The sequence below is a fragment of the Croceitalea dokdonensis DOKDO 023 genome (assembly GCF_001306415.1).
Taxonomy (GTDB): Bacteria; Bacteroidota; Bacteroidia; order Flavobacteriales; family Flavobacteriaceae; genus Croceitalea; species Croceitalea dokdonensis.
Genome location: NZ_LDJX01000001.1, coordinates 103,986 through 125,757, shown reverse-complemented (window position 1 = coordinate 125,757; position 21,772 = coordinate 103,986). Strand labels below are relative to the sequence as shown.

Genomic DNA, 21,772 nt, shown 5'->3' with positions numbered 1-21,772 from the left:
TCCTAAATTTTTGCCTTGGTAGATGTACCATCTATGGTTCTTACAATTTGCAATGGATTCTCATTGCGCAATTCTGCCGGCAGTAAGTTGTTGGGCCAGTTTTGGTAGCTTAACGGACGTACCCAACGATCAATGGCATGAACTCCAACAGCAGAAAACCTACTGTCCGTACTGGCGGGATAGGGACCTCCATGTTGCATGGCAGCACAAACTTCCACACCGGTAGGCACTCCATTAAAAATAAGTCTGCCTACCTTATTACGCAAGGTATTGACCACACTGCCGTAGTTATCCAATTCTTGGCGTTCTGCGATAATGGTTCCCGTTAGTTGGCCATGCATCAATGCGATTACTTGGTTCATTTCTTCTGTATTGGAACAGGCCACAACTAGGGAAAAAGGTCCAAACACTTCTTCTTGTACTTCTGGATTTGCCTTAAAATCCGCGCCGCTTATCTTGACCACCGCCTGCCTTGCATGGTTTTGAGCTGTTTCTTTTGGGAACTCTGCCACCAAGTTCACACCGCTCTTTTCCGTTATTCTATTCTTGTTGGTTTCATAGGCCTTAGCGATATTGGGGTGCAACATGCAACTTGGCTCAATTTTGATAATTTCTTCCCCAAGGATCTGTATAAAATGATCAAGCACTTCACTATCCAAACCCAACAGGACACCTGGATTTGTGCAAAATTGCCCGGTACCCAAAGTAATGGAACCTGCATAGGTTTTGGCCCAATAATCTCCTTTGGAGCCTAAGGCAATTGGCAATAGCACAACCGGATTCACGCTGCCCATTTCCGCAAAAACGGGAATAGGTTCCTTTCTGGCGGCCGCCAAATCCAAAAGAGCGCGACCACCTTTGATACTTCCTGTAAAACCTACCGCTTTTACCTGCGGATGCTTTACCAGTTGCTGTCCCACCTCAATTCCCGAAGAATTTAGATTGGAAAACACTCCATCTGGCATGCCCGTGGCCTTGGCGGCGCCAATGATTGCCGTTGCCACCAGTTCCCCAGTTCCTGCATGCATGGGGTGGCTCTTTACCACCACCGGGCAACCAGCAGCCAATGCACTTGCCGTGTCACCTCCAGCAGTAGAATATGCCAATGGAAAATTACTGGCCCCAAAGACCACCACAGGACCTAGTGGCACCATCATTTTGCGGATGTCCAACTTAGGCATAGGTTCCCGGCCTAAATCTGCGGTATCAATAGTTGCCTTAACCCATGAACCCTCAGCCACCAAATTGGCAAAAGACCTTAATTGTCCCACAGTTCTTCCACGCTCACCTTTAGCGCGACCTTGGGGCAGACCGGTTTCCAAACAATAGGTATTGATGAGTGAATCACCTAATGCCTCAATCCCATCGGCGATGGCGTTTAAAAATTCAGCTCTTTTTGTAGGCGTGGTTTGTTGGTAAATTTCAAAAGCTTGGGTCGCCAATCCAAGCGCCTGGTCCACTTGATTTTCATCTACCTCCGTAAACTTCCAAGGGTTCTCTGTGTTGGACACTGGGTTGGTTGTAGTGAACATTTTACCTCCACCTTTTACACTTTTAAAGCCAATAAAGTTAGTACCTGTAATCATATGGATAAGGTTTTGTAGTCTGGCAGTTGCGGCCTTGTCGCCATGCCTTCCTCAATAATTTTTAATACCCTTTTCCGTTCTTCGCCAATTAATGGCAAACGCGGTTCGCGTACGTGTTCCGTTCCAATTTGTGTGGCAACTTCTGCCAATTTAATATTCTGGACCAATTGCGGATTAATGTCCAACTCCAACAATGGTAAAAACCATCTGTAAATTTCAATGGCCTCCTGGATACGTCCTGCTTTGGCAAGGTTGCAAATAGCGACGGTTTCCGCAGGGAACGCGCAAACCAGACCAGCCACCCATCCATCCGCTCCCATAAGAATGCTCTCCAAGGCCAAGGTATCCACCCCACACAAGACTTTTAAATCATTACCAAACCTGTTCCTTATTCTTGTGATGTTGGAGATATCGCGTGTGGATTCCTTCACAGCCTGAATATTGTCCAGTTTTAATAAGTGCTCAAACATATCTAAGGTCACCTCAATTTTGTAATCCACGGGGTTATTGTAAATCATAATTGGCAAATCTGTACTTTTAGCCACCCGCTCAAAATAAGCCACTGTTTCGTTATCTGTGGCATTGTAACGCATGGGTGGTAGCATCATTAAACCAGAGGCCCCATAGTCCCCTGCATTTTTGGCTGCCAGTATGGCGTCTTTTGTAGACTGCTCAGCAATGTTAAGGATGACGGGGACCCTGTTGTTCACAACGGAAACGGTAAATTCTGTCAGTTCCTTTTTTTCTTCCTGTGACAAGGTACTTGCCTCTCCCAACGTTCCTCCTAAGATAATTGCACTTACCCCAGCATCCAATTGGGCATTGATATTTACCTCAAACATTTTAAGGTCCAACTTATCGTCTTTAGTAAATTTTGTGGTTACAGCGGGCATTACCCCCTGCCAATCTATTGTTGCCATTTGATATTTTTTTGGTAAAAATACAGGTGAATGTGGAAATACGGTTCGACCTTATTGGCCATTATTGCCACTATTTTATCATTATTTTTGTTGCATTGTTAATTATTAGGATAATTTCAATTCAATGAAGGTTTACCCTTTTCATATTACCAAACAACCAGAACAAAACCTTCTGTTACAACATGACAAAGGCATTGCCTTTTATGACAAACTACATCAACATGAAGAAATACAGTTAAGTTTTGTGGTCAAGGGTAACGGGACGTTAATCGTTGGGAACTCGGTACATACCTACCAGGCCGAAGATATTATTGGAATAGGCGGTCAATTACCACATGTGTTTAAAAGTAGTGTAAGCGCGGGTGAATCTGAGATGATTTCTATGTTCTTTACCAGAGATGCCTTTGGTGGCTCTTTTTTTGAACAACGGGAAATGAAAATAATTTACCCGCTTTTTTCCTTGCTATCCTATGGTTTTAAACTACCTACTGGGCAGACACCGCTTAGAGCTATGTTTTTAAAGCTTAATGATACGGACACCTTTTCCTTTTTTATTCAGTTTTTAGAAATTCTAAGGGCCATCTCACAAGAAAAAAAGCAACAATTAAACACGCTGGCAAATAACCAGCAACTTACCTACAAACAAGGGGATAGGCTTCAATTGGCCATAGACTTTGTTTTACAGCACTATCATGAAGATATTGAACTAAAAAAAGTAGCTAACAGAATGCATATGAGTGTTAGCGCATTTTGTCGTTTTTTTAAGCAACGGACCAACAAAACATTTTTCCAATTTGTAAATGAGGTAAGGGTGGCCCAAGCTTGCCAATACATGGCAAGGCATCCAGAACTTAGCGTTTCAGAAGTGGCGATTAAAAGTGGGTACCAAAGCATTTCAAACTTTAATAAATACTTTTTAAAACATAAGGGAATTCCCCCTACAGGTTTTAAAAAAAAGTTCTTGTAATTTGTAGCGACCAAATCAATACAGGTTTCCTATTTTTGAATACTTTGAATTGAGGATATGAAAAAAATTTATGTAATCGCCCTTGGGCTAGCGTTATCTTGTAACTCTTCACAGAAAACCACAAGCGGCACCGAAAAATCAACTTCCATTGCCAAGGCCGAACTGGCGCCAACATATGCAAAATCCATTACGGAGGAAGAACTAAGGGAACACCTGTTTATCTATGCTTCTGATGAATTTGAAGGTAGGGAAACTGGGGAGCCTGGACAAAAAAAAGCTGTGGACTATTTAAAAAAGGAATACGAAAAACTTGGAATACCGGCTGCTCAACCAGACGGTAATTACTTTCAGGAAGTAGCACTTGAACTAAGCAAAGTACCACAGGGAACCATGACCATTGAAAATTCTGCTTTCACCGTTGGTGAAGACATTTTAACCTTTTCAGAAGTAAAGGGAAATTACAGTAGTATTGTTTATGTTGGTTACGGAATTGAAGATGAAAAGTACACGGATTATGGGAAAATAGACGTAACCGATAAAATTGTACTGGTCAAGTCTGGAGAGCCAAAAAATGCAGATGGCAGCTATCTTATTTCAGGTACGGATGAGGTCTCTGTTTGGAGCAATATGTCAGAGGCGTTGGGCAAGCGCAGTGAGTTGGCCATGAGCAAAGGAGCCAAAGGAATGCTTTATCTAGACCCGGACAACTTTAGCCGTTATGGACGTTATTTTCAATTTATGAAAACCAATGATAGCGGCAGAATGCAGTTAACTGCGGAACGCGCCAAGGAATTTATGATGCTCATCAATGAAAAGGTGGCCTTGGCCATTTATCCTGATATTTTAGAAGCATCAGAAAATAAACTGATAGATAAAAAACTTGATTTTAATATTGAAAGTGAGGACAATTCTGTAGAATCAGAAAATGTGGTGGCCTTCATTAAAGGAAAGACCAAACCCAACGAATATGTAGTGCTTTCTTCCCATTTGGACCATATTGGGATTACGGGAGATGGCCAAATTAACAATGGCGCGGATGATGATGGTTCTGGAACTGTGGCCCTGCTAGAAATCGCAGAGGCTTTTAAAAAAGCGGCCGATGAAGGTAACGGCCCCGATCGGTCCGTAGTTTTTTTACATGTCACAGGCGAGGAAAAAGGATTGCTTGGCTCTAAGTATTATACGGACTACGAACCTATTTTCCCGTTAAACGAAACCGTTGCCAACCTAAATATTGATATGATAGGAAGGATAGACCCCAAAAGAACTGGAGATAGAAATTATATTTATCTTATAGGTTCCGATAAGTTGAGTACGGAGCTGCATGAACTTTCCGAGGAGGTGAACAAAAAACATATGAACATTGAACTAGATTACACCTATAACGATGAAAATGACCCAAACCGATTTTATTATAGAAGTGACCACTACAACTTTGCAAAAAATAATATCCCTATCATTTTTTATTTTAACGGAACCCACGCGGATTACCATAAGCCCACGGATACTCCTGACAAAATCAACTATGACTTATTGACCAATAGAACCCAGCTTGTTTTTTACACAGCTTGGGATATAGCCAATAGGGAGAATAAGCTTATCGTGGATAAAGCAAGCACAGCTAAATAAGAGCCTTAAATCAACTGTACCGCTAGGGATTTAAACGCTTGATTACTTATGAAAACCAAAAAAGTCCTGATGTGTTCAGGACTTTTTACTTTGGGGTGGAAGACCGGGTTCGAACCGGCGACCTCTTGAACCACAATCAAGCGCTCTAACCAACTGAGCTACAACCACCATTTAAGCGGTGGCAAAGGTAATTTTTTTTAAGGTATGATTCCAAATAAAAGCCACAAGAAATTTTTAGAAGTCTTTGTGTTATTTGGTGTTTTAACCATTTAATGTGCTATATTAACAGTCCAAAGTTACCTTATCACCGCTTATGCTTTTAAATGGCCAAAAAACAAATGTGCATTTCTGTATATTGGCAGTTACCTTTGTCCAGTTTTTTTGTTGTACCCTAAATGCACAAGAGCATTTAAAAGATAGTCTGGAGCAACGCAGACGCTACTATGAATCCCAAGGTAATTTTCAGCCAAATGACACTAACTACTTAAAAACGCTTTATCTGCTCGCGAGAAGTTATGCGTATCAAAATTATGACAGTGTTTTGTCCGTTGGCCAAAGGGCTATAGACCTAAGCCTCAACTATAAATTTGAACAAGGTGTGGCAGGTGGTTACTTGGCCTTAGCCACCGGAGCAACATTACAAGGGGAATTTGAAAAGGGTATGACCTATGCTAAAAAATCCGAGAATTTAGCATTGGCCGCTAGCAGTGATAGTCTGGAACTGGCAGCCCTTAATGTACAGTGCATGAATTACCTAAAGCGTGGGGATTTTCCTAAGGGCTACATGGTGGGAAAGACCGGAGCTATAAAGGCCAAGGAGTACGATATAAGTAAAATGGAATTTATATTCACCATTAACCTTGCCACTGGCTTTTTGCTATTAAAGGATACCGAAAATGCCCTTAATTATTATGAACAAGGACTAAAATTACTGGAGAGCACCACAGATAGTATTGGTCTTGCACAGATCAAAAGCAACTTAAGTTATTTGCAAAACAAAAAAGGCAATTACACCCTTGCAGAAAACTATGGGATTCAGGCGTTTGATTACCTCAAAAAAAAAGGAATTAATGCGTGGGCCGCTTTTGCCATAGTAAATGCTGGAGAAGCCTGTATCAAAAGAAATGACATTACCCAAGCAAAACACTATCTAAACCTCGCAGAAGAACTACTAGAAACCATTGATGATAAACAGCGCGAAGTAGAAAAAGATTTGGCCTATGCCGAAATTTATTTGCTTGAAAATGACTTGGGCAAAAGTAAGGCAAAAGCTGTCCTTGGTGAAAAAAATTCCAAATCCATTAATTATTATGATGGTATCATTAGGGCATCTAACCTCCTATATCAAATCAACAAGAAAGAAAACAATAATGATTTAGCGCTAACGTATTTAGAAACGGCGACAAGGATTTCTGATTCTATTAAGGTGGAAGCGAGTAAAACCCAATTATTGGTGCTTGAAGCGCAAACGGAATTTGAACAACAACAAAGGAGATTGGAACTCACATCCCAAAACAAGTTAAAAAAACAAAAGCTGATTACCACCGTTAGCGTACTATCTTTAATTGTCCTAATCGCCATTCTTTTATTGATTCGGCGAAACATCCAAATACAAAAAAAGGCCAATGCACGTCTCAAAGAAATAAGTAGGACAAAAGATCAAGTCTTTTCCATAGTTGGCCATGACCTAAAAGCACCCATTGGCACATTACAGGAACTTTTGTCCCTATACCAGAGTGATAAGTTATCCACAGAGCAATTTTTAAAAATAGCCCCTAAGTTAAAGTCCAACGTGGACCATAGTGCTTTTACGCTTAATAATCTATTGTTTTGGGCCCAGCAGCAATTAAATGGTATAAAAAGTAGGCCAGAGAGCGTTACGCTTAAAACAGCAGGTAATAACGTTGTTGCACTTCACCAAGAACAAATAGATAAAAAAAATATAGCTATTGAATGTAAAATTCCTACGGATGCAAAGGTTGTTATTGATCCGGAACACCTTAACATCATTCTACGCAATATCATTTCAAATGCGATTAAGTACACTCATGAAAACGGTAAAATCATATTTTCTTACCATCAGGGCAACCAACCTAGTTTAACAGTTTGTGATGATGGTGTGGGGATGTCTATAGCCACAATTGAAAAAATTATCAACGGACGACCAATATCTAAACCAGGGACAAGTAAGGAAAAGGGAACCGGAATTGGCCTTAACATTTGCAAGGAACTTCTAAAGCTTAACCATGGGAATCTAAAGATAAATAGTACGCTGGGTAAAGGAACTTGCATAGAAATAATTTTTTCATCTCCTTAAAATAAACACATAAAGTACCCCCAATTCTTGTGCAAAACAAGGTTAAAACTGTGATGCCCTACTTAAAAAGCAAATGTGAAACATACACTCCACATACTAAGCCTAACCTTATTGATGTCCCTGCTTGTGGGATGCATGGGTAGGGATACTACTGATACCAGTCCTTGGTTAAACACAACAAACCGCATCAAGGACCCTGAAATTGACAGCCTTCTAAATAGAGCTAAATCATACAGTTTTAGAAAATCAGACAGTGTCCTTTTTTTTGCGCAAAAAGGATTACGGTTAAGTGAAGATAGAGGGTATTCCTACGGTAAGGTGATGGCTACTTTAAGGATTGGCAACTATTTTGACGATATCAACAAAATGGAAAAAGCTTTAGCCTTTTACCAAGAAGCGAAACAAAAAGCAGAAAAACTTGGGTACAAAGACCTTGAGGTAGAGATACTAAAGAGTTTAGCTTTATTCCATCAATGGAAAGGTGACCCAAAGAATGCTGTAACCACCTACAACGAGGCCATAAAGGATGCCCAAAGGATAAACAATGCCTACACAGAAGCCATATTAAGGCATAATTTAGGATATGTCTATTGGCAAAACCAACTTTATGATGAGGCGGAGACGGAGTATCAAAACGCCTTGGCTTTATATAAGGCTACCAATGCTGTATTCGAAAAGGCGAGGACCTTATCTAACCTTGCCCTAAACCATCTTAACAAAAATGCCATTCGCCCCGCTGATTCCATCGGCCAATTGGCCATGGATTTACTTAAAAAACAGAAGGACCCCCTCTGGCTATCCAGGGGTTACCGCGTAATGGGCAGAGTTAAACTCGCGCAAGATTCCCTTGATACTGCACAAAATTTCATTGAAAATTCGGCAAAGCAATTAGAGGGTATGGATGGTATTCGTGACCTTCTAGAAATCCATCTTTTGCGTGCTCAAATACACTTCCGTTCCGGCGGAGTAGATCAAGCACTCCACTATGCGGAAAAGGCTAAAACAACCGCACAAGCCCTTAATGATTTAAACCGGCTACAACAGAGCTATGAACTGTTATGGCAACTCCAAAAAAAGAAAAATAACAAAAACAAAAGTCTGCATTATCTAGAGCAACAGATAAACACCCAAAAACGAATAAACGAACAAAAGAGTACGGATAATGTAAAGTTATTAAAGGCAAAACTCAATTTTGATAATAAGGAATCTGCCATTATCGCACAGAACCAACAGAAAATACGGAGTCAAAAATCAATTGGTTATATATCTTTGGCCCTTTTGCTTACAGCTGGGCTAATCATTTTTCTAATCGTTAGGAATAAAAAAACCCAAAACAGGCTCAGTCTGGAATTAACAAGATTGAACATGACCAAAAATAGGGTATTCCAAACTGTAGCCGGTGATTTAAAAACCCCGGTCGCCACCTTAAGGGAATTACTTGAAGTTTATAATCAACAGGGTATTACACCACAGGAATTTAAAAGAGTGGCACCACAATTAAAAACCAACGTGGACAAGGGATTATTCGCCATAAACAATCTTTTTATATGGGCACAGTCAGAATTACAGAATATTATCCCCAGACGGGAATATGTGGCCCTAAACATTGAGGTAGAAAAAGTTTGCGCTGTTTTCGCTTTTCAGGTAAACCAAAAAAACATCGTCATCTCCAATGAGATAGCTGAATCCCAACAAGCCTTTATAGATAAGGACCACCTGAGCATTATCCTAAAAAACCTTATTTATAATGCCATTAAATATTCTCATCCCAAGGGGAAAATAATAATTTCCTGTAACGCCAAAATGGATGGCACAATCCTTTCCATTAAAGACTACGGGTTGGGGATGACCAAGGAAATCCTATCGAATTTGGGCCAGAACAAACAGCACCAATCAGAACCTGGGACATTAAATGAGAAGGGTACTGGAATAGGCGTTTCTATCTGTCGCTATCTGCTTAACATCAACAAAGCCAGATTGGGGTATAAAAGTGAAGTTGGCAAAGGTACTGAAGTGTTAATTTATTTTGATTGAATATAAATAACCGACAAACGGTCCTTTTGTTTCGCTTAAACACACAATAACCTTGAATTCACAACAAATATTGGTAAGGGAATACCAATTAAGATAGTTTTGGAAGTTATAGCCAGTATGCTATTCATGCCCAAAAATAAGAATCATATACATCCTTTACGGCACCAATGGAAACTTTTGGCTTCCCTGCTTTTTTTCTTAGCTATTACGGGTCATTCATCCTCTCAAAACACAACTATAGACAGCTTAAACAAGCTTATCAAGAGATATTCCACTTCCAATTCTTTACAAGAAAAAGACAGTGTTTACGTAGACGCACTTTTAAGTCTGGGGTCCGCATATCGGTTTAAAAATCAAGACAGTCTAAGACAGTTAAGCGAAAAAAGTCTTCAACTAAGTACACAAATTAATTACACTGCGGGCCGTATTAAGGCATTAAATCTCTTAGGTGGGCATAGTTCGGATGATGGCAACAGCACCACCGCCATATCCTTTTTTAAGCAAGCGCTTAAGCTGGCAGAGAAGCACGATAAAAGTAAAATTCAAGTCTCCATTTTAAACAATCTTGGATCAGAGTATTCGTATCAAGGGAACTATGCAAGAGCACTAGAGCGGTTTTTAAAGGCAATAGATTTGGCCAAGCTTCATAACGACCAAAAAATGTTGTCCATTTTAAATGAAAACATTGGGAACATGTATGCCTCGCAGAGAGAGTATGAGCAAGCACTTGAATTTTATGATATCGTCAAAAAAATAAATCAAAGCCTAAATAACGAAATTTTTACCGCAGAAACACTGAGCAATATAGCTTCCATTTATGCAGATATGGGCGATTTTGACCTTGCCATGTTTAGTATTAACAGCAGCATATCCGTATTTGAAAAAAGGGAAATTTATGACTGGCTTGCGTTTGCTTACAGTGTTAAGGGCGAAATTTACCTAAAACAAAAAAAATATAACTGGGCCATTTATTGGTATGAACAGTGCGAAATCTTACATAAAGACCTTGATGATGAAAGAGCGACCATTGACCTTAATAATGGTCTTGCCAAGGCATTTCTTGGTATTGGAGAAGATGAAAAGGCACGGAATTATGCTTACAAAGGACTAGAGTCCTCAAAAAAAATAAATGATTTGCAGGGACAGCGGGACTGTGAGGAAACCCTGTATCAAGTATATAAGAATGGAGCAGATTACCAACAGGCACTGACTTTCCACGAAAACTATCAAAAATTACATGATTCCTTGTCAAGAAACGAAAACCAGCGCAGCCTCAATCTGTTAAAAACCAAATTCCAATATGACCAACAAAAGAAAGCGCTTATTGCGGACAACGATAAAGCTCTTGCCAAACAACGGTACATTATTTTTGTTACGCTGGCAATTCTGTTGATTCTATTGGCTACCTCCATACCGCTATACCTTAACCACAAAAAGCAAAAACAACTCAATAAAGAGCTCAACCTAAAAACTGAGAATCTTAGGGATAGGGAAGCGCAGCTGCATGAAATTAATAATACCAAGGATAAACTATTTTCAATCATTGGACATGATTTACGGGGACCCATAGGAGCCTTGCAAGGAATCTTAAGGTTAAATGCAAGTGGAGACCTTCCTGATAAGGACTTTTTAAACTTTGTCCCAAAACTTAAGGCCGATGTAGACCACATTCTTTTTACCCTTAATAATCTACTTTCCTGGGGATATGCACAAATGAATGGCACCTCTACCAAACCAAAGGTGACCTGCCTTAACAAAGTGGTAGCACAAAACCTGAAGCTTTTATCTGAGGTGGCCAATAAAAAACAAATAAAAATCCTGAACCAACTACCGGACAATCCGCTTGGTTATGTAGATGAGAACCATTTTGACATTATTGTGCGCAACCTGGTATCCAATGCCATAAAATTCACAGAAGAAAACGGCCTTGTTTCCATTGAGTGTGAAGAGCAACATAAATTCTGGCAGATAATTGTAAGGGACACCGGTATTGGCATGGATGAGAGCACGCAGCAAAAGATTTTTGAGACCCAATCCACATTTACGACCTATGGCACCAACAATGAAAAAGGGACTGGTCTAGGGCTTTCCCTATGTAAGGAAATGGTGGAGAAAAACAATGGTGAAATATGGGTAGAAAGTGTTCCTAAAAAAGGGTCGACCTTTAATTTCACCATCCCAAAAGTGGAGAAAAAATATAAAAAGGCTGGTTAAACTCCCGTTGCTTTCCGCTACACCAAATCCGTTAATCTATCTACCGCAACAAAGCGTTCCACGTTAAAGCCCTCTGCGTGCTCAGTACCTATGAGCCTGGCCAGGTCACGTGCTCGGTATTCCACACTATCCAAGAAATTCTTGCTACTTATCGGCGTTTGCGGCTCTTCGCTATTTGGATCAAAGAACTGCGATCCATAAGCAAGGATAGCCTCTTTTTTCTTTTCCATATATCCAGAAACATCCACTACAAAATCCGGATTTAGATTTTTCCACTGTATGTAATGGTATACCAGTTTAGGTCTCCATGGTTCTTGCCAATCCTCACCACCGTCCACTTTGGTATCTATTTTTACCAACCCGCTCAAAAAGCAGGCATCACTTACCAATTTTGCGCCCTTTCCATGATCAATGTGCCTGTCATCAATGGCATTGCAAAGCACAATTTCCGGCTGATATTTGCGTACCATCCTTATAATCTCTAATTGGTGGGGTTTATCATTTACAAAAAAACCATCGGCAAACTCAAGGTTTTCCCTTACGGAAACCCCAAGTATCTGAGCCGCTTTGGCAGCTTCTGCATCACGGATTTCCGCTGTTCCACGGGTGCCCAGTTCACCACGGGTCAAATCAACAATCCCAACTTTTTTCCCATTTGCGATTTCCTTGGCCATAGTTGCTCCGGCACCCAACTCGGCATCGTCCGGATGCGCACCAAATACTAAAATATCCAATTTCATATCGTCATAGCGGATTTTTGGGTTGCCGCTTTTAGGGCTTGGGCAATATCAGCTTTTAAATCATCCAACTCTTCAATGCCAACAGAAAAACGGATGAGGCCATCCTTAATTCCCTGGGCTGCCCGATCTTGAGGCGTCATTAGGGAATGGGAGGTAGCAACAGGCAGCAACATGGTGCTCTCCACTCCCGCCAAACTCATGGAGGGCTTAATGAGTTGAAGTTGTTTCATAAAATCCGATGGTTCTATTTCCCGGGTAAGCTCAAAGGAAAGCATTCCTCCAAAACCGTGCATTTGGGATGCAGCCAAATGATGGTCTTCATGGGAGGGCAGTCCAGGATAATACACCTGATCAATAGCTTCATGCGCTTGCAGGAAAATAGCCATACCCTGGGCATTCTGGTTTTGTGCCTTAACCCGCAGCCCCATGGTCTTAAGGCTACGTTCCAACAACCATACGGTCTGGTCACTTAAGCTTCCTCCAAAACAAATGGAAGAATGCCAAATTTGTTGCATATGTTCCTTTGATGCCGCAACCGCACCGGCACAGATATCTGAATGGCCTCCCATATACTTGGTTGCACTGTGGATGATAATATCAATCCCATAATCTGCAGGGTTTTGATTTACGGGACTGGCAAAAGTATTATCGATCATACTCACAATTCCTTTGGATTTCGCCAAATTGGCAACGGCCCTCATATCGGTGATGGTAAGCAATGGATTGGATGGGGTTTCAATATAAACCACCTTGGTATTTGGCTTTACTGCTTTGGCAATATCGGCTGCCCCCCACCCATCAGAAAACGTATAGGAAATACCGTAACGCTCCAGTTGGGTCGTGGCAAAGTTATATGTTCCACCATACAGTGTCTGTTGAAAGACCACATGGTCCCCAGCTTTTAAAAATGCCATCAAAGCATGACTTATGGCGGCCATACCGCTCGTAAAAATCATTCCCGCTTCCGTATGCTCCAAAGCGGCAATCTTTTTCCCTAATGCTTCTTGGTTGGGGGTATTAAAATAACGGGGGTATCGTTTTACATCAACGTCCTCAAAAGCGTAGGAGGTTGACATGTAAATGGGAGATACCGCCCCTTTAAACTGTTCATCCCTTACTTCTCCGGTATGGGTACAAATGGTATTTAATCCAATAGTCTTAGATTGCATAGGCCTTGTTTAGATGCTAAATTTAGGTAAATCATTTGAAGGGCAAAAGTGGCCTTTAAAAACAACGATGGAATGGGAAGGTGGTAACACTACATTGTTTCATTTCACTATCTTGTTGGTAAATTTTGGAACAATGAAGTATTTTTTTTCCATAGGCCTTGTTTTACCCCTTTTATTGTTGAGCTGCAAATCCTCTGCTCCCTCGGTGGAATCCAAAACCACAACCGGATATCAAGGACAGCCAAAAAGTCCCATAGTACCCACGGTCGATGTCCCCGTTCAAAAACAATGGAAAGGCATTTGGGCTTCTAAGGATAGTAGCATTTTTTTTTCAAATGAATTTGATGGTGCAAGACTAAACGGTTTGTCAGATGACGGCAACTACCATTTTACCGCTTTGGTCACTGCAGAAAACACCCCAATTAACGGTAGTCCCTGGTATGCATTTAAAATTTGGGGCAAAGAGCCAAAAGACATTACACTCAAACTTGCCTATCAAAATTCCAGAAGCAGATATTACCCAAAAATTAGCAAGGATGGTGTAAATTTTAGGGCCTTGGATAGTACAAAATTCCAAGGAGTGAACCCAGGAGAAGGGAAGTTTGGCCTTAAAGCTGCCCCAGAGTTTGCTCAAATGAGCCTACGCGTTGGGGCCGATACGCTTTGGGTAAGTGCACAGGAATTGTATCCTTCCAAGCGTGTTTTTAGTTGGATGGATTCCTTGGCCTCCAAACCCTTTATCAAAAAGTCCGTGATTGGTCACAGTAAAGAAGGTAGGCCTATGCGGCTGTTACAAATTAAGGCTAACCCCAATAACAAAAAGGCTATCCTAGTAATTTCCAGACAACACCCTCCAGAGGTTACCGGTTTCCTGGCCATGAAATCCTTTGTTGAAACCCTTGCGTCTGAATCTGAAGAGGCAAAACAGTTTAGGGCCACACATGATGTTTTTGTAGTACCCCTTATGAACCCAGATGGCGTGGACAATGGGCACTGGAGACACAATATGGGTGGTGTTGACCTAAATCGTGACTGGCAAAACTTTAACCAACCAGAAACACAAAGTGTCCGGAATTTTTTAAAATCAAAAGAAAAGGATGGCTATGAGTTTGTATTCGGTGCCGATTTTCATTCTACCTGGGACGATATTTACTATCCTTTGGATACTTTGGCCACTGGGCCAAAGGGAAAAATTGTTTTTGATTGGATTGCTGCCATTGGGGAGAGGTTACCACAGAAAAAAACCAACGTAAAAGCCTCCAAAGACCTTGACCCTACCATGGTTTCAAGGACCTATTTTTTTGTAGCGCACGGTATGCCCGCTATCGTATTTGAACTGGGAGACAACACCCCAAGGCCATTTTTAAACGAAAAAGGAAAAGTGGCGGCCCAAGAATTAATGCGCCTGTTGATGAATTGAATTTTAATGTCTTTTTTTAACAAATAACACAATAGCCGGGGTCATCTGCAAGATTCTCACTAGGATTTCGCCAGTAGCCAATACCTTCAATGAGTTCGTCTGCATTCTCAGGGCCCCAAACACCGGCCGCATAACCGTACATACGCACGTCCTCAGTCTTATTCCAATACGTCAAGATAGGATCTACAAACTGCCAGGCCGCCTCAACTTCATCCGATCTTGCATACAAGGTTGCATCGCCCTGCATACAATCCAGCAAGAGCCTTTCGTAGGCTTCCATGACCCTTGTTTCTGCGAGGCTACTGTAGTAAAAATCCAAATTGGCCCGTTCCACCTTAAAGCCTTGACCCGGAACCTTAACCCCAAATTTCATCAAAATTCCTTCATCTGGCTGAATCCTAATAATCAGTTTATTATCCTTATTATTTACTCCAGAATTTTCAAAAATATGATGGTGGGGAGACTTAAAATGTATGACCACCTCCGTTACCTTGGTAGGCATTCTCTTAGCGGTACGCACATAAAAAGGCACATCTTTCCACCGCCAGTTATCCACAAAAAATTTAATGGCGGCATAGGTTTCAGTAGTTGAGTCTTTAGCCACCCCATCCTCTTCCCGGTATCCCTTTATTTTTTCTCCCTTGATTTCTGAACCCACATATTGGCCACGAATGGTATGCGATTTCAAAACCTCCGGGTCTGTCATAACCCTAAGTGACTTTAGTGCCTTAACTTTTTCATTTCTAATGTCCTCAGGGGCATCGCCAATGGGCGGCTCCATAACGATCAGCGAGACAATTTGAAGCAAATGGTTTTGAAACATATCCCGTAGGGCCCCGGAGGTGTCATAATAACCGCCCCGTTTTTCCACGCCAACACTTTCCGCATTGGTCACCTCAACATGGTGGATGTAATTCCTATTCCATAAGGGTTCAAAAATAGTATTGGCAAAACGTGTAACCAAAAGGTTTTGAACGGTTTCCTTGCCTAAATAATGGTCTATCCTGTAAATTTGTGTTTCCGCAAAATGCTCTTGCAAACCAGAATTTAATTCCTTTGCCGTTTCTAGGTCATACCCAAAAGGCTTTTCAACAATTACACGTTTCCAACCATTTTGTTGATTGTTTAAACCTACATCCCCTAAACGCTTGGCGATGGGTTGGTACAATGTAGGGGGTGTGGAAAAATAATATATGACGTTTCCATCTAAACCATATTTGGTATCCAAATCCTCTATTCGTTTTTGCAGCCGTCCATAATGCGTGTTATAGGAGCCACCCAAATCTTCATAGAAAAAGCTATTGGAAAACCCCTCAATATAGTCCTTTTGTAGGTCTTCAAGCTTTGGTTTAAGATACTTGCTATCTAAAACCACCCGGTTCCTAAATTCATTATCGGTCATATCACTACGGCTCGTACCCAAAACAATAAAGTTTTTTGGGAGTTGGCGTGCCACATACAAATTAAACAATGATGGTACAAGTTTGCGCGCCGTTAAATCACCGGAGGCACCAAAGATGACCAATAATTGATTTTCAGTTTTTTTCATGGTAGTTGGACCAATATTTGAGCATGACGAATATAACGTTTATTTTAGGTTGCTCTTAGCGATTTTCAGCTAAGCTAAATAAAAAGATACATGACAAATACATATGATTTTGGGTTGGTAGGATTAGGGGTGATGGGTAGAAATTTTATCCTAAACGTGGCCGATAACGGGTTTACGGCCTTTGGCAATGATTTGGACTCAGAAAAGGTAGATGCCTTGATTAAAGAAGGCGGCAATACAAAAAAAGTAAATGCAGCTACAGATGTAAAAACCTTTGTTAGCGCCCTAGGCACGCCCCGTAAAATCATGTTATTGGTGCCCGCCGGCAAAATAGTAGATTCCGTAATTGAGAATTTACTTCCTTTTTTAAATGAGGGTGATATTATCATTGACGGAGGCAATTCCTTTTTCACTGATACCGATCGGCGGGAAGCTTATCTAAAAGACAAGGGCATCCATTTCTTTGGCGCAGGTGTTTCTGGCGGGGCCAAGGGAGCCAGGAAAGGGCCAAGTATCATGCCAGGGGGCTCAAAAGAAGCGTATCAACATGTAAAACCAATTTTTGAGGCCGTTTCCGCAAAGTATAAGGGAGAGCCCTGTGTCGCCTATTTAGGGCCCAAGTCTGCCGGTAACTACGTAAAAATGGTTCATAATGGTATAGAATACGGTCTAATGCAGTTAACCTCTGAAATTTATGATGTACTCAAAAAAGCGGGTAGGCTCACTAATACAGAACTTCATCAGATTTTTGCCCAATGGAACCAAGGCCGTTTACAATCTTTCCTAGTACAGATCACGTCCGACATTCTGGCCCAAAAAGATGATTTTACCGAGGCTGATTTGGTAGATATGATATTAGATAAAGCCAAACAAAAAGGAACTGGAAAATGGACCTCACAAAATGCCATGGACCTGGGCATTCCGGTACCCACCATTGACATTGCCGTAAGTATGCGGGAAATATCTGCCTTAAAGGATGAAAGAATCTTGGCAGACGGGCTTTATGACACGCCCTCACCTGAACCACTAGAGAAGGATACCCTGGTGTCAAAAACAGAGAAAGCACTGTTTTTTGCCTTTATTATGGCATATGCACAGGGTATGCACCAGTTGGCGGACGCCTCAAAGGAATATGGCTATAACCTTGATCTTGGCGAAATTGCAAAAATATGGAGGGCAGGCTGTATTATTAGGGCAGCGCTTTTAGCGGATATTACAGAGGCTTTTAAAGAAAACAGCCGTTTGCCCAATCTACTCCTTTCACCTGCATTTGTGGATAAGGTAAAAGAAACGGTTGGCGCAGCAAGGGAATTGGTGGGTTATGGTGCCACCAATGGCATTCCACTGCCTGGACTTTCCAGCTCCCTTACGTATTTTGATGCGTACACCTCCTCCCGTCTTCCGCTCAACCTTATACAAGCGCAACGGGACTATTTTGGGTCACATACCTACGAAAGATTAGATCGTAAAGGGGTTTTCCATACGGAATGGGAAAAATAAGCGTTATAGGCCTAGATAATGACACCCATGAAAAACCACCTGTATCTGGCTTTTATTTTAATGGCTGTGCTTGGTCATACCCATCATGGCACAGCACAAAAAAAAGGATACCAAGAAGGCTACATTATCACCTTAGAAAGGGATACTATCTCTGGATGGGTCAAGGACCGTACCGTGGATGAACCAGTACTTGAACTTTACGAGCGAATTTACTTTAGGAGTACCAAACCAAAGAGCAAAAAACGATACCGTGCCAAAGAACTTTTGGGATACGGCTACGACAATGACCATTTTGAGTCCGTACCCCTTAAGGAAAGTGCAGATTTTTTTACATTTTCCTATGAACTAAGCCCTACCAATGACCATATGTTTTTAAAACGAATAGCTAAAAACCAATTTATAGCCTATTACGAAAAGGAATTTGTGGATGTAGACCAAAGCTATTATTCCGCTTACCCATTACTGCACAAGGCGGAATCTGATACCATGGTGCGCGCAACACAGGGTTTTCTTGGATTAAAGCGAAAACAACTAATGCAGTATTTTAAAGATTGTCCCAAGTTAATAGCAGAATTAAAAATCAAAAGCTTTAAGGACACGGGTGATGTTTTTGAGTACTATTCCAAAAACTGCCCGAAATAAAACCAAAATAGCAGAACGGAATTCTCCTTCTATTTCCTTGCCACGAAAACAAATAACCTAACCCTTTTCCTAGGACATAGGAAAATGCCGTCTCTAGCCTGACCTAAACGGGTCTTTTATTGCCTTGAGGCTGATTTGTAACGCTGGACCAAGTCAATGAACCTGGCAAAAACAGCATCTTATTTGCTTAAATACATTTTTCTGCGCGAATACAAGTTGTAAAACTCGTCATCCTTTAAATCATCAATAAACAATATACTTTCTCCCGTACTTTTCATTTCAGGGCCTAAGTTTTTATTGACGTTGGGAAACTTGTTAAAAGAAAAAACAGGCTGTTTAATGGCAAAGCCCTCTAATTGGGGATTAAACTTAAAATCCCGTACTTTTTTCTCCCCCAACATCACTTTGGTAGCGTAGTTCACATAGGGTTCCCCGTAAGCCTTGGCTATAAAAGGTACTGTTCTGGAGGCTCTTGGGTTGGCTTCAATGATAAAAACCGTATCGTCCTTTACCGCAAATTGGATATTGATCAATCCCACGGTATTCAATGCCAAGGCAATCTTTTTGGTGTGATCTTTTATCTGTTGCAGCACAAACTCCCCTAAGTTAAATGGGGGCAGTGTAGCATTGGAATCCCCGGAGTGTATGCCGCAGGGCTCAATATGCTCCATAATCCCAATAATGTAGACGTCCTCGCCATCGCAAATGGCATCTGCTTCCGCTTCAATGGCTCCGTCCAGATAATGGTCCAACAGCAATTTGTTATTAGGTATCTTACGCAATAAACTGACTACATGGGACTCCAAATCTTCTTTGTTTATCACTATCTTCATTCCCTGTCCGCCCAATACGTAAGAGGGCCTAACCAGCAATGGAAAACCTAATTCATCTGCAAGGTCCAATGCCTCATCCGCACTTTCCGCTACCCCAAATTTTGGGTAGGGAATGTTATTTTCTTGAAGCAAGGTGGAAAAGCTACCCCTATCCTCTGCCAAATCTAGGGATTCAAAACTTGTCCCTATGATTTTTACGCCATATTTGGATAATTTTTCCGCAAGCTTTAAAGCGGTCTGTCCTCCTAGCTGCACGATAACGCCCTCTGGCTTTTCATGAAGGATGATGTCATAAATATGTTCCCAAAAGACAGGTTCAAAATACAGTTTGTCCGCCGTATCAAAATCCGTGGAAACCGTTTCTGGATTGCAATTGATCATAATCGTCTCATACCCGCATTCCGCAGATGCCAAAACCCCATGGACACAACAATAATCAAACTCTATACCTTGTCCAATGCGGTTAGGGCCAGAACCCAAAACCACAATTTTCTTTTTCTCGGTAACAATACTGTCGTTGGCAACATAACGTGTGCCATCCGGCGTTTCTATTTCTTCCTCAAAAGTGGAATAATAGTAAGGTGTCATGGCCTTGAACTCTGCCGCACAGGTATCCACTAACTTAAATACCCGATTGATGTTTAGGGTCGTACGCTTTTTATGTACCTCACTTTCATAACAATCCAACATATGGGCAATTTGGCGATCGGCGAATCCCTTTTGCTTGGCCTCCAGCAATAATGCCTTGGACAAACTCTCTATGGTATACTTGGAAATCTCCTGTTCTAGATGGTGCAGTTCTTCATATTGTTTTAAAAACCACATGTCAATTTTTGTGATTTCATGTATCCGTTTCAGCGGAATACCCAACTGGATGGCATCGTAAATCACAAAAACCCTATCCCAGCTAGGCACGGTAAGCTTTTGGATGATCGTGTCATAATCCTTGTACCCCTTACCATCTGCTCCAAGCCCATTCCTTTTAATCTCAAGTGACTGGGTTGCCTTATGAAGTGCTTCTTGGAAAGAACGACCAATTCCCATGACCTCCCCTACGGATTTCATCTGTAGGCCCAAAGTACGATCGGAGCCTTCGAACTTATCAAAGTTCCACCTGGGAATTTTTACGATAACGTAATCCAAGGTAGGTTCAAACAAAGCCGAGGTAGACTTGGTAATTTGGTTGTCCAATTCATCCAAGGTATAGCCAATGGCCAATTTGGCTGCGATTTTAGCAATAGGGTATCCTGTGGCCTTAGACGCCAATGCGGAGGAACGGGAGACCCTAGGGTTAATTTCTATGGCAATGATTTCTTCTTTTTCATCAGGGCTAACGGCAAATTGCACGTTACATCCCCCAGCAAAATCCCCAATGCTGCGCATCATATGTATGGCCATGTCCCGCATCCGTTGGTACGTTCTGTCAGATAACGTCATGGCAGGTGCCACCGTTATGGAGTCCCCGGTGTGGATTCCCATGGGGTCCATATTTTCTATGGCACAAATAATGACCACATTATCATTTTTGTCACGAAGTAGCTCCAACTCGTACTCTTTCCACCCCATTAAGGCCTTATCGATCATCACCTCGTGAATGGGTGACACCTCCAGACCATGACTCAGTAAATCGTCAAATTTTTCTGGATCGTAGACAATGGAAGCTCCTGCCCCGCCTAGGGTAAAGGAAGCGCGTATAACTAATGGGAAACCAAATTCCTGGGCAATTTCCTTACCTTTTAAGAAGGAGGTTGCCGTGGCCTGAGGTGCCATGCCAACGCCAATTTCCAACATAAGTTCACGAAATTTTTCCCGGTCTTCCGTTATGTTGATGGCTTCGATATCTACCCCTATAATTTCAACATCAAAATCCTTCCAAATACCTTTTTCATCTGCCTCAATACACAAGTTCAAGGCCGTTTGCCCACCCATGGTAGGTAAAACGGCATCTATATTTGGGTGGTTTTTTAAAATTTGGACTATGGACTTGGTATTCAACGGTTTCAGGTACACATGGTCCGCCATCACGGGATCGGTCATAATGGTGGCAGGGTTACTATTGATCAAAATGGTCTCAATGCCATCTTCACGCAAGGATCGTAGGGCTTGGGAGCCAGAATAATCAAATTCACATGCTTGTCCAATGATAATGGGACCAGAACCTATAATTAAAATGGATTTAAGATCGTCTCTTCTAGGCATTCCTCCGGGGTTATTCGTTATTCAAAAATTTTTCAAATTTCGACAAAAAAAAA

At 41.5% G+C, this 21,772-nt stretch carries 14 protein-coding genes and 1 tRNA gene; 8 read left to right on the top strand and 7 right to left on the bottom strand.

Going from position 1 to position 21,772, the window contains the following annotated elements:
* Positions 1-2: 2 nt before the first annotated feature.
* Together I595_RS00505 and I595_RS00500 are read right to left on the bottom strand one after the other, a co-directional pair.
* Entirely contained in the window at positions 3-1,586 is a 1,584-nt protein-coding gene (locus I595_RS00505) for an aldehyde dehydrogenase (NADP(+)) (RefSeq protein WP_054557434.1), read from the bottom strand.
* Positions 1,583-2,506: a dihydrodipicolinate synthase family protein gene (locus tag I595_RS00500; protein WP_054557433.1), complete on the bottom strand. Its 924-nt coding sequence runs from the start codon at positions 2,504-2,506 to the stop codon at positions 1,583-1,585. The genes I595_RS00505 and I595_RS00500 overlap by 4 nt, the downstream gene beginning before the upstream one ends.
* Before the next feature lie 124 nt (positions 2,507-2,630).
* Here I595_RS00500 and I595_RS00495 point away from each other — a divergent pair, with 124 nt between their 5' ends.
* Both I595_RS00495 and I595_RS00490 read left to right on the top strand, forming a co-directional pair.
* Positions 2,631-3,473 carry an AraC family transcriptional regulator gene (locus I595_RS00495; protein ID WP_054557432.1) on the top strand — a complete coding sequence of 281 codons (843 nt, stop codon included), beginning with the start codon at positions 2,631-2,633 and terminating at the stop codon, positions 3,471-3,473.
* Between the two features lie 57 nt (positions 3,474-3,530).
* Positions 3,531-5,102, top strand: a complete 1,572-nt coding sequence (locus I595_RS00490) for a M28 family peptidase (protein ID WP_054557431.1) — start codon at positions 3,531-3,533, stop codon at positions 5,100-5,102.
* A 91-nt stretch (positions 5,103-5,193) separates the two neighbouring features.
* On the opposite strand, the gene I595_RS00485 is transcribed toward I595_RS00490, so the two are convergent.
* Positions 5,194-5,270, bottom strand: a tRNA-His gene (locus tag I595_RS00485).
* Positions 5,271-5,442: 172 nt separating this feature from the next.
* Here I595_RS00485 and I595_RS00480 point away from each other — a divergent pair.
* The 3 genes from I595_RS00480 to I595_RS00470 all read left to right on the top strand — a co-directional run bounded on the left by I595_RS00480 (position 5,443) and on the right by I595_RS00470 (position 11,667).
* Entirely contained in the window at positions 5,443-7,419 is a 1,977-nt protein-coding gene (locus tag I595_RS00480; protein ID WP_172675891.1) for an ATP-binding protein, read from the top strand.
* Between the two features lie 75 nt (positions 7,420-7,494).
* On the top strand, positions 7,495-9,453 hold the full coding sequence (locus I595_RS00475; protein ID WP_157449607.1) for a tetratricopeptide repeat-containing sensor histidine kinase: 1,959 nt from the start codon (positions 7,495-7,497) through the stop codon (positions 9,451-9,453).
* 126 nt (positions 9,454-9,579) lie between these two features.
* On the top strand, positions 9,580-11,667 hold the full coding sequence (locus tag I595_RS00470; RefSeq protein ID WP_054557428.1) for a tetratricopeptide repeat-containing sensor histidine kinase: 2,088 nt from the start codon (positions 9,580-9,582) through the stop codon (positions 11,665-11,667).
* A 17-nt stretch (positions 11,668-11,684) separates the two neighbouring features.
* On the opposite strand, the gene bshB1 is transcribed toward I595_RS00470, so the two are convergent.
* A complete protein-coding gene (bshB1, locus tag I595_RS00465; RefSeq protein WP_054557427.1) occupies positions 11,685-12,407 on the bottom strand; it encodes a bacillithiol biosynthesis deacetylase BshB1 in 723 nt (240 codons plus the stop codon).
* The gene (locus I595_RS00460; RefSeq protein ID WP_054557426.1) at positions 12,404-13,576 is read right to left on the bottom strand and encodes a trans-sulfuration enzyme family protein; all 1,173 of its coding nucleotides are present in this window, start codon (positions 13,574-13,576) and stop codon (positions 12,404-12,406) included. Before I595_RS00460 ends, bshB1 begins: the two co-directional genes overlap by 4 nt.
* 133 nt (positions 13,577-13,709) lie before the next feature.
* On the opposite strand from I595_RS00460, the gene I595_RS00455 reads away from it, so the two are divergent.
* Positions 13,710-14,996, top strand: a complete 1,287-nt coding sequence (locus I595_RS00455; protein ID WP_054557990.1) for a M14 family metallopeptidase — start codon at positions 13,710-13,712, stop codon at positions 14,994-14,996.
* Between the two features lie 16 nt (positions 14,997-15,012).
* Here I595_RS00455 and zwf read toward each other — a convergent pair whose 3' ends face one another.
* Positions 15,013-16,545: a glucose-6-phosphate dehydrogenase gene (zwf, locus tag I595_RS00450; protein ID WP_054557425.1), complete on the bottom strand. Its 1,533-nt coding sequence runs from the start codon at positions 16,543-16,545 to the stop codon at positions 15,013-15,015.
* Positions 16,546-16,635: 90 nt separating this feature from the next.
* Here zwf and gndA point away from each other — a divergent pair, with 90 nt between their 5' ends.
* Together gndA and I595_RS00440 are read left to right on the top strand one after the other, a co-directional pair.
* Positions 16,636-18,045 carry an NADP-dependent phosphogluconate dehydrogenase gene (gene gndA, locus I595_RS00445; RefSeq protein ID WP_054557424.1) on the top strand — a complete coding sequence of 470 codons (1,410 nt, stop codon included), beginning with the start codon at positions 16,636-16,638 and terminating at the stop codon, positions 18,043-18,045.
* A 27-nt stretch (positions 18,046-18,072) separates the two neighbouring features.
* The gene (locus I595_RS00440) at positions 18,073-18,687 is read left to right on the top strand and encodes a hypothetical protein (RefSeq protein ID WP_054557423.1); all 615 of its coding nucleotides are present in this window, start codon (positions 18,073-18,075) and stop codon (positions 18,685-18,687) included.
* A 179-nt stretch (positions 18,688-18,866) separates the two neighbouring features.
* On the opposite strand, the gene carB is transcribed toward I595_RS00440, so the two are convergent.
* Entirely contained in the window at positions 18,867-21,719 is a 2,853-nt protein-coding gene (carB, locus tag I595_RS00435) for a carbamoyl-phosphate synthase large subunit (RefSeq protein ID WP_054557422.1), read from the bottom strand.
* Positions 21,720-21,772 lie beyond the last annotated feature (53 nt).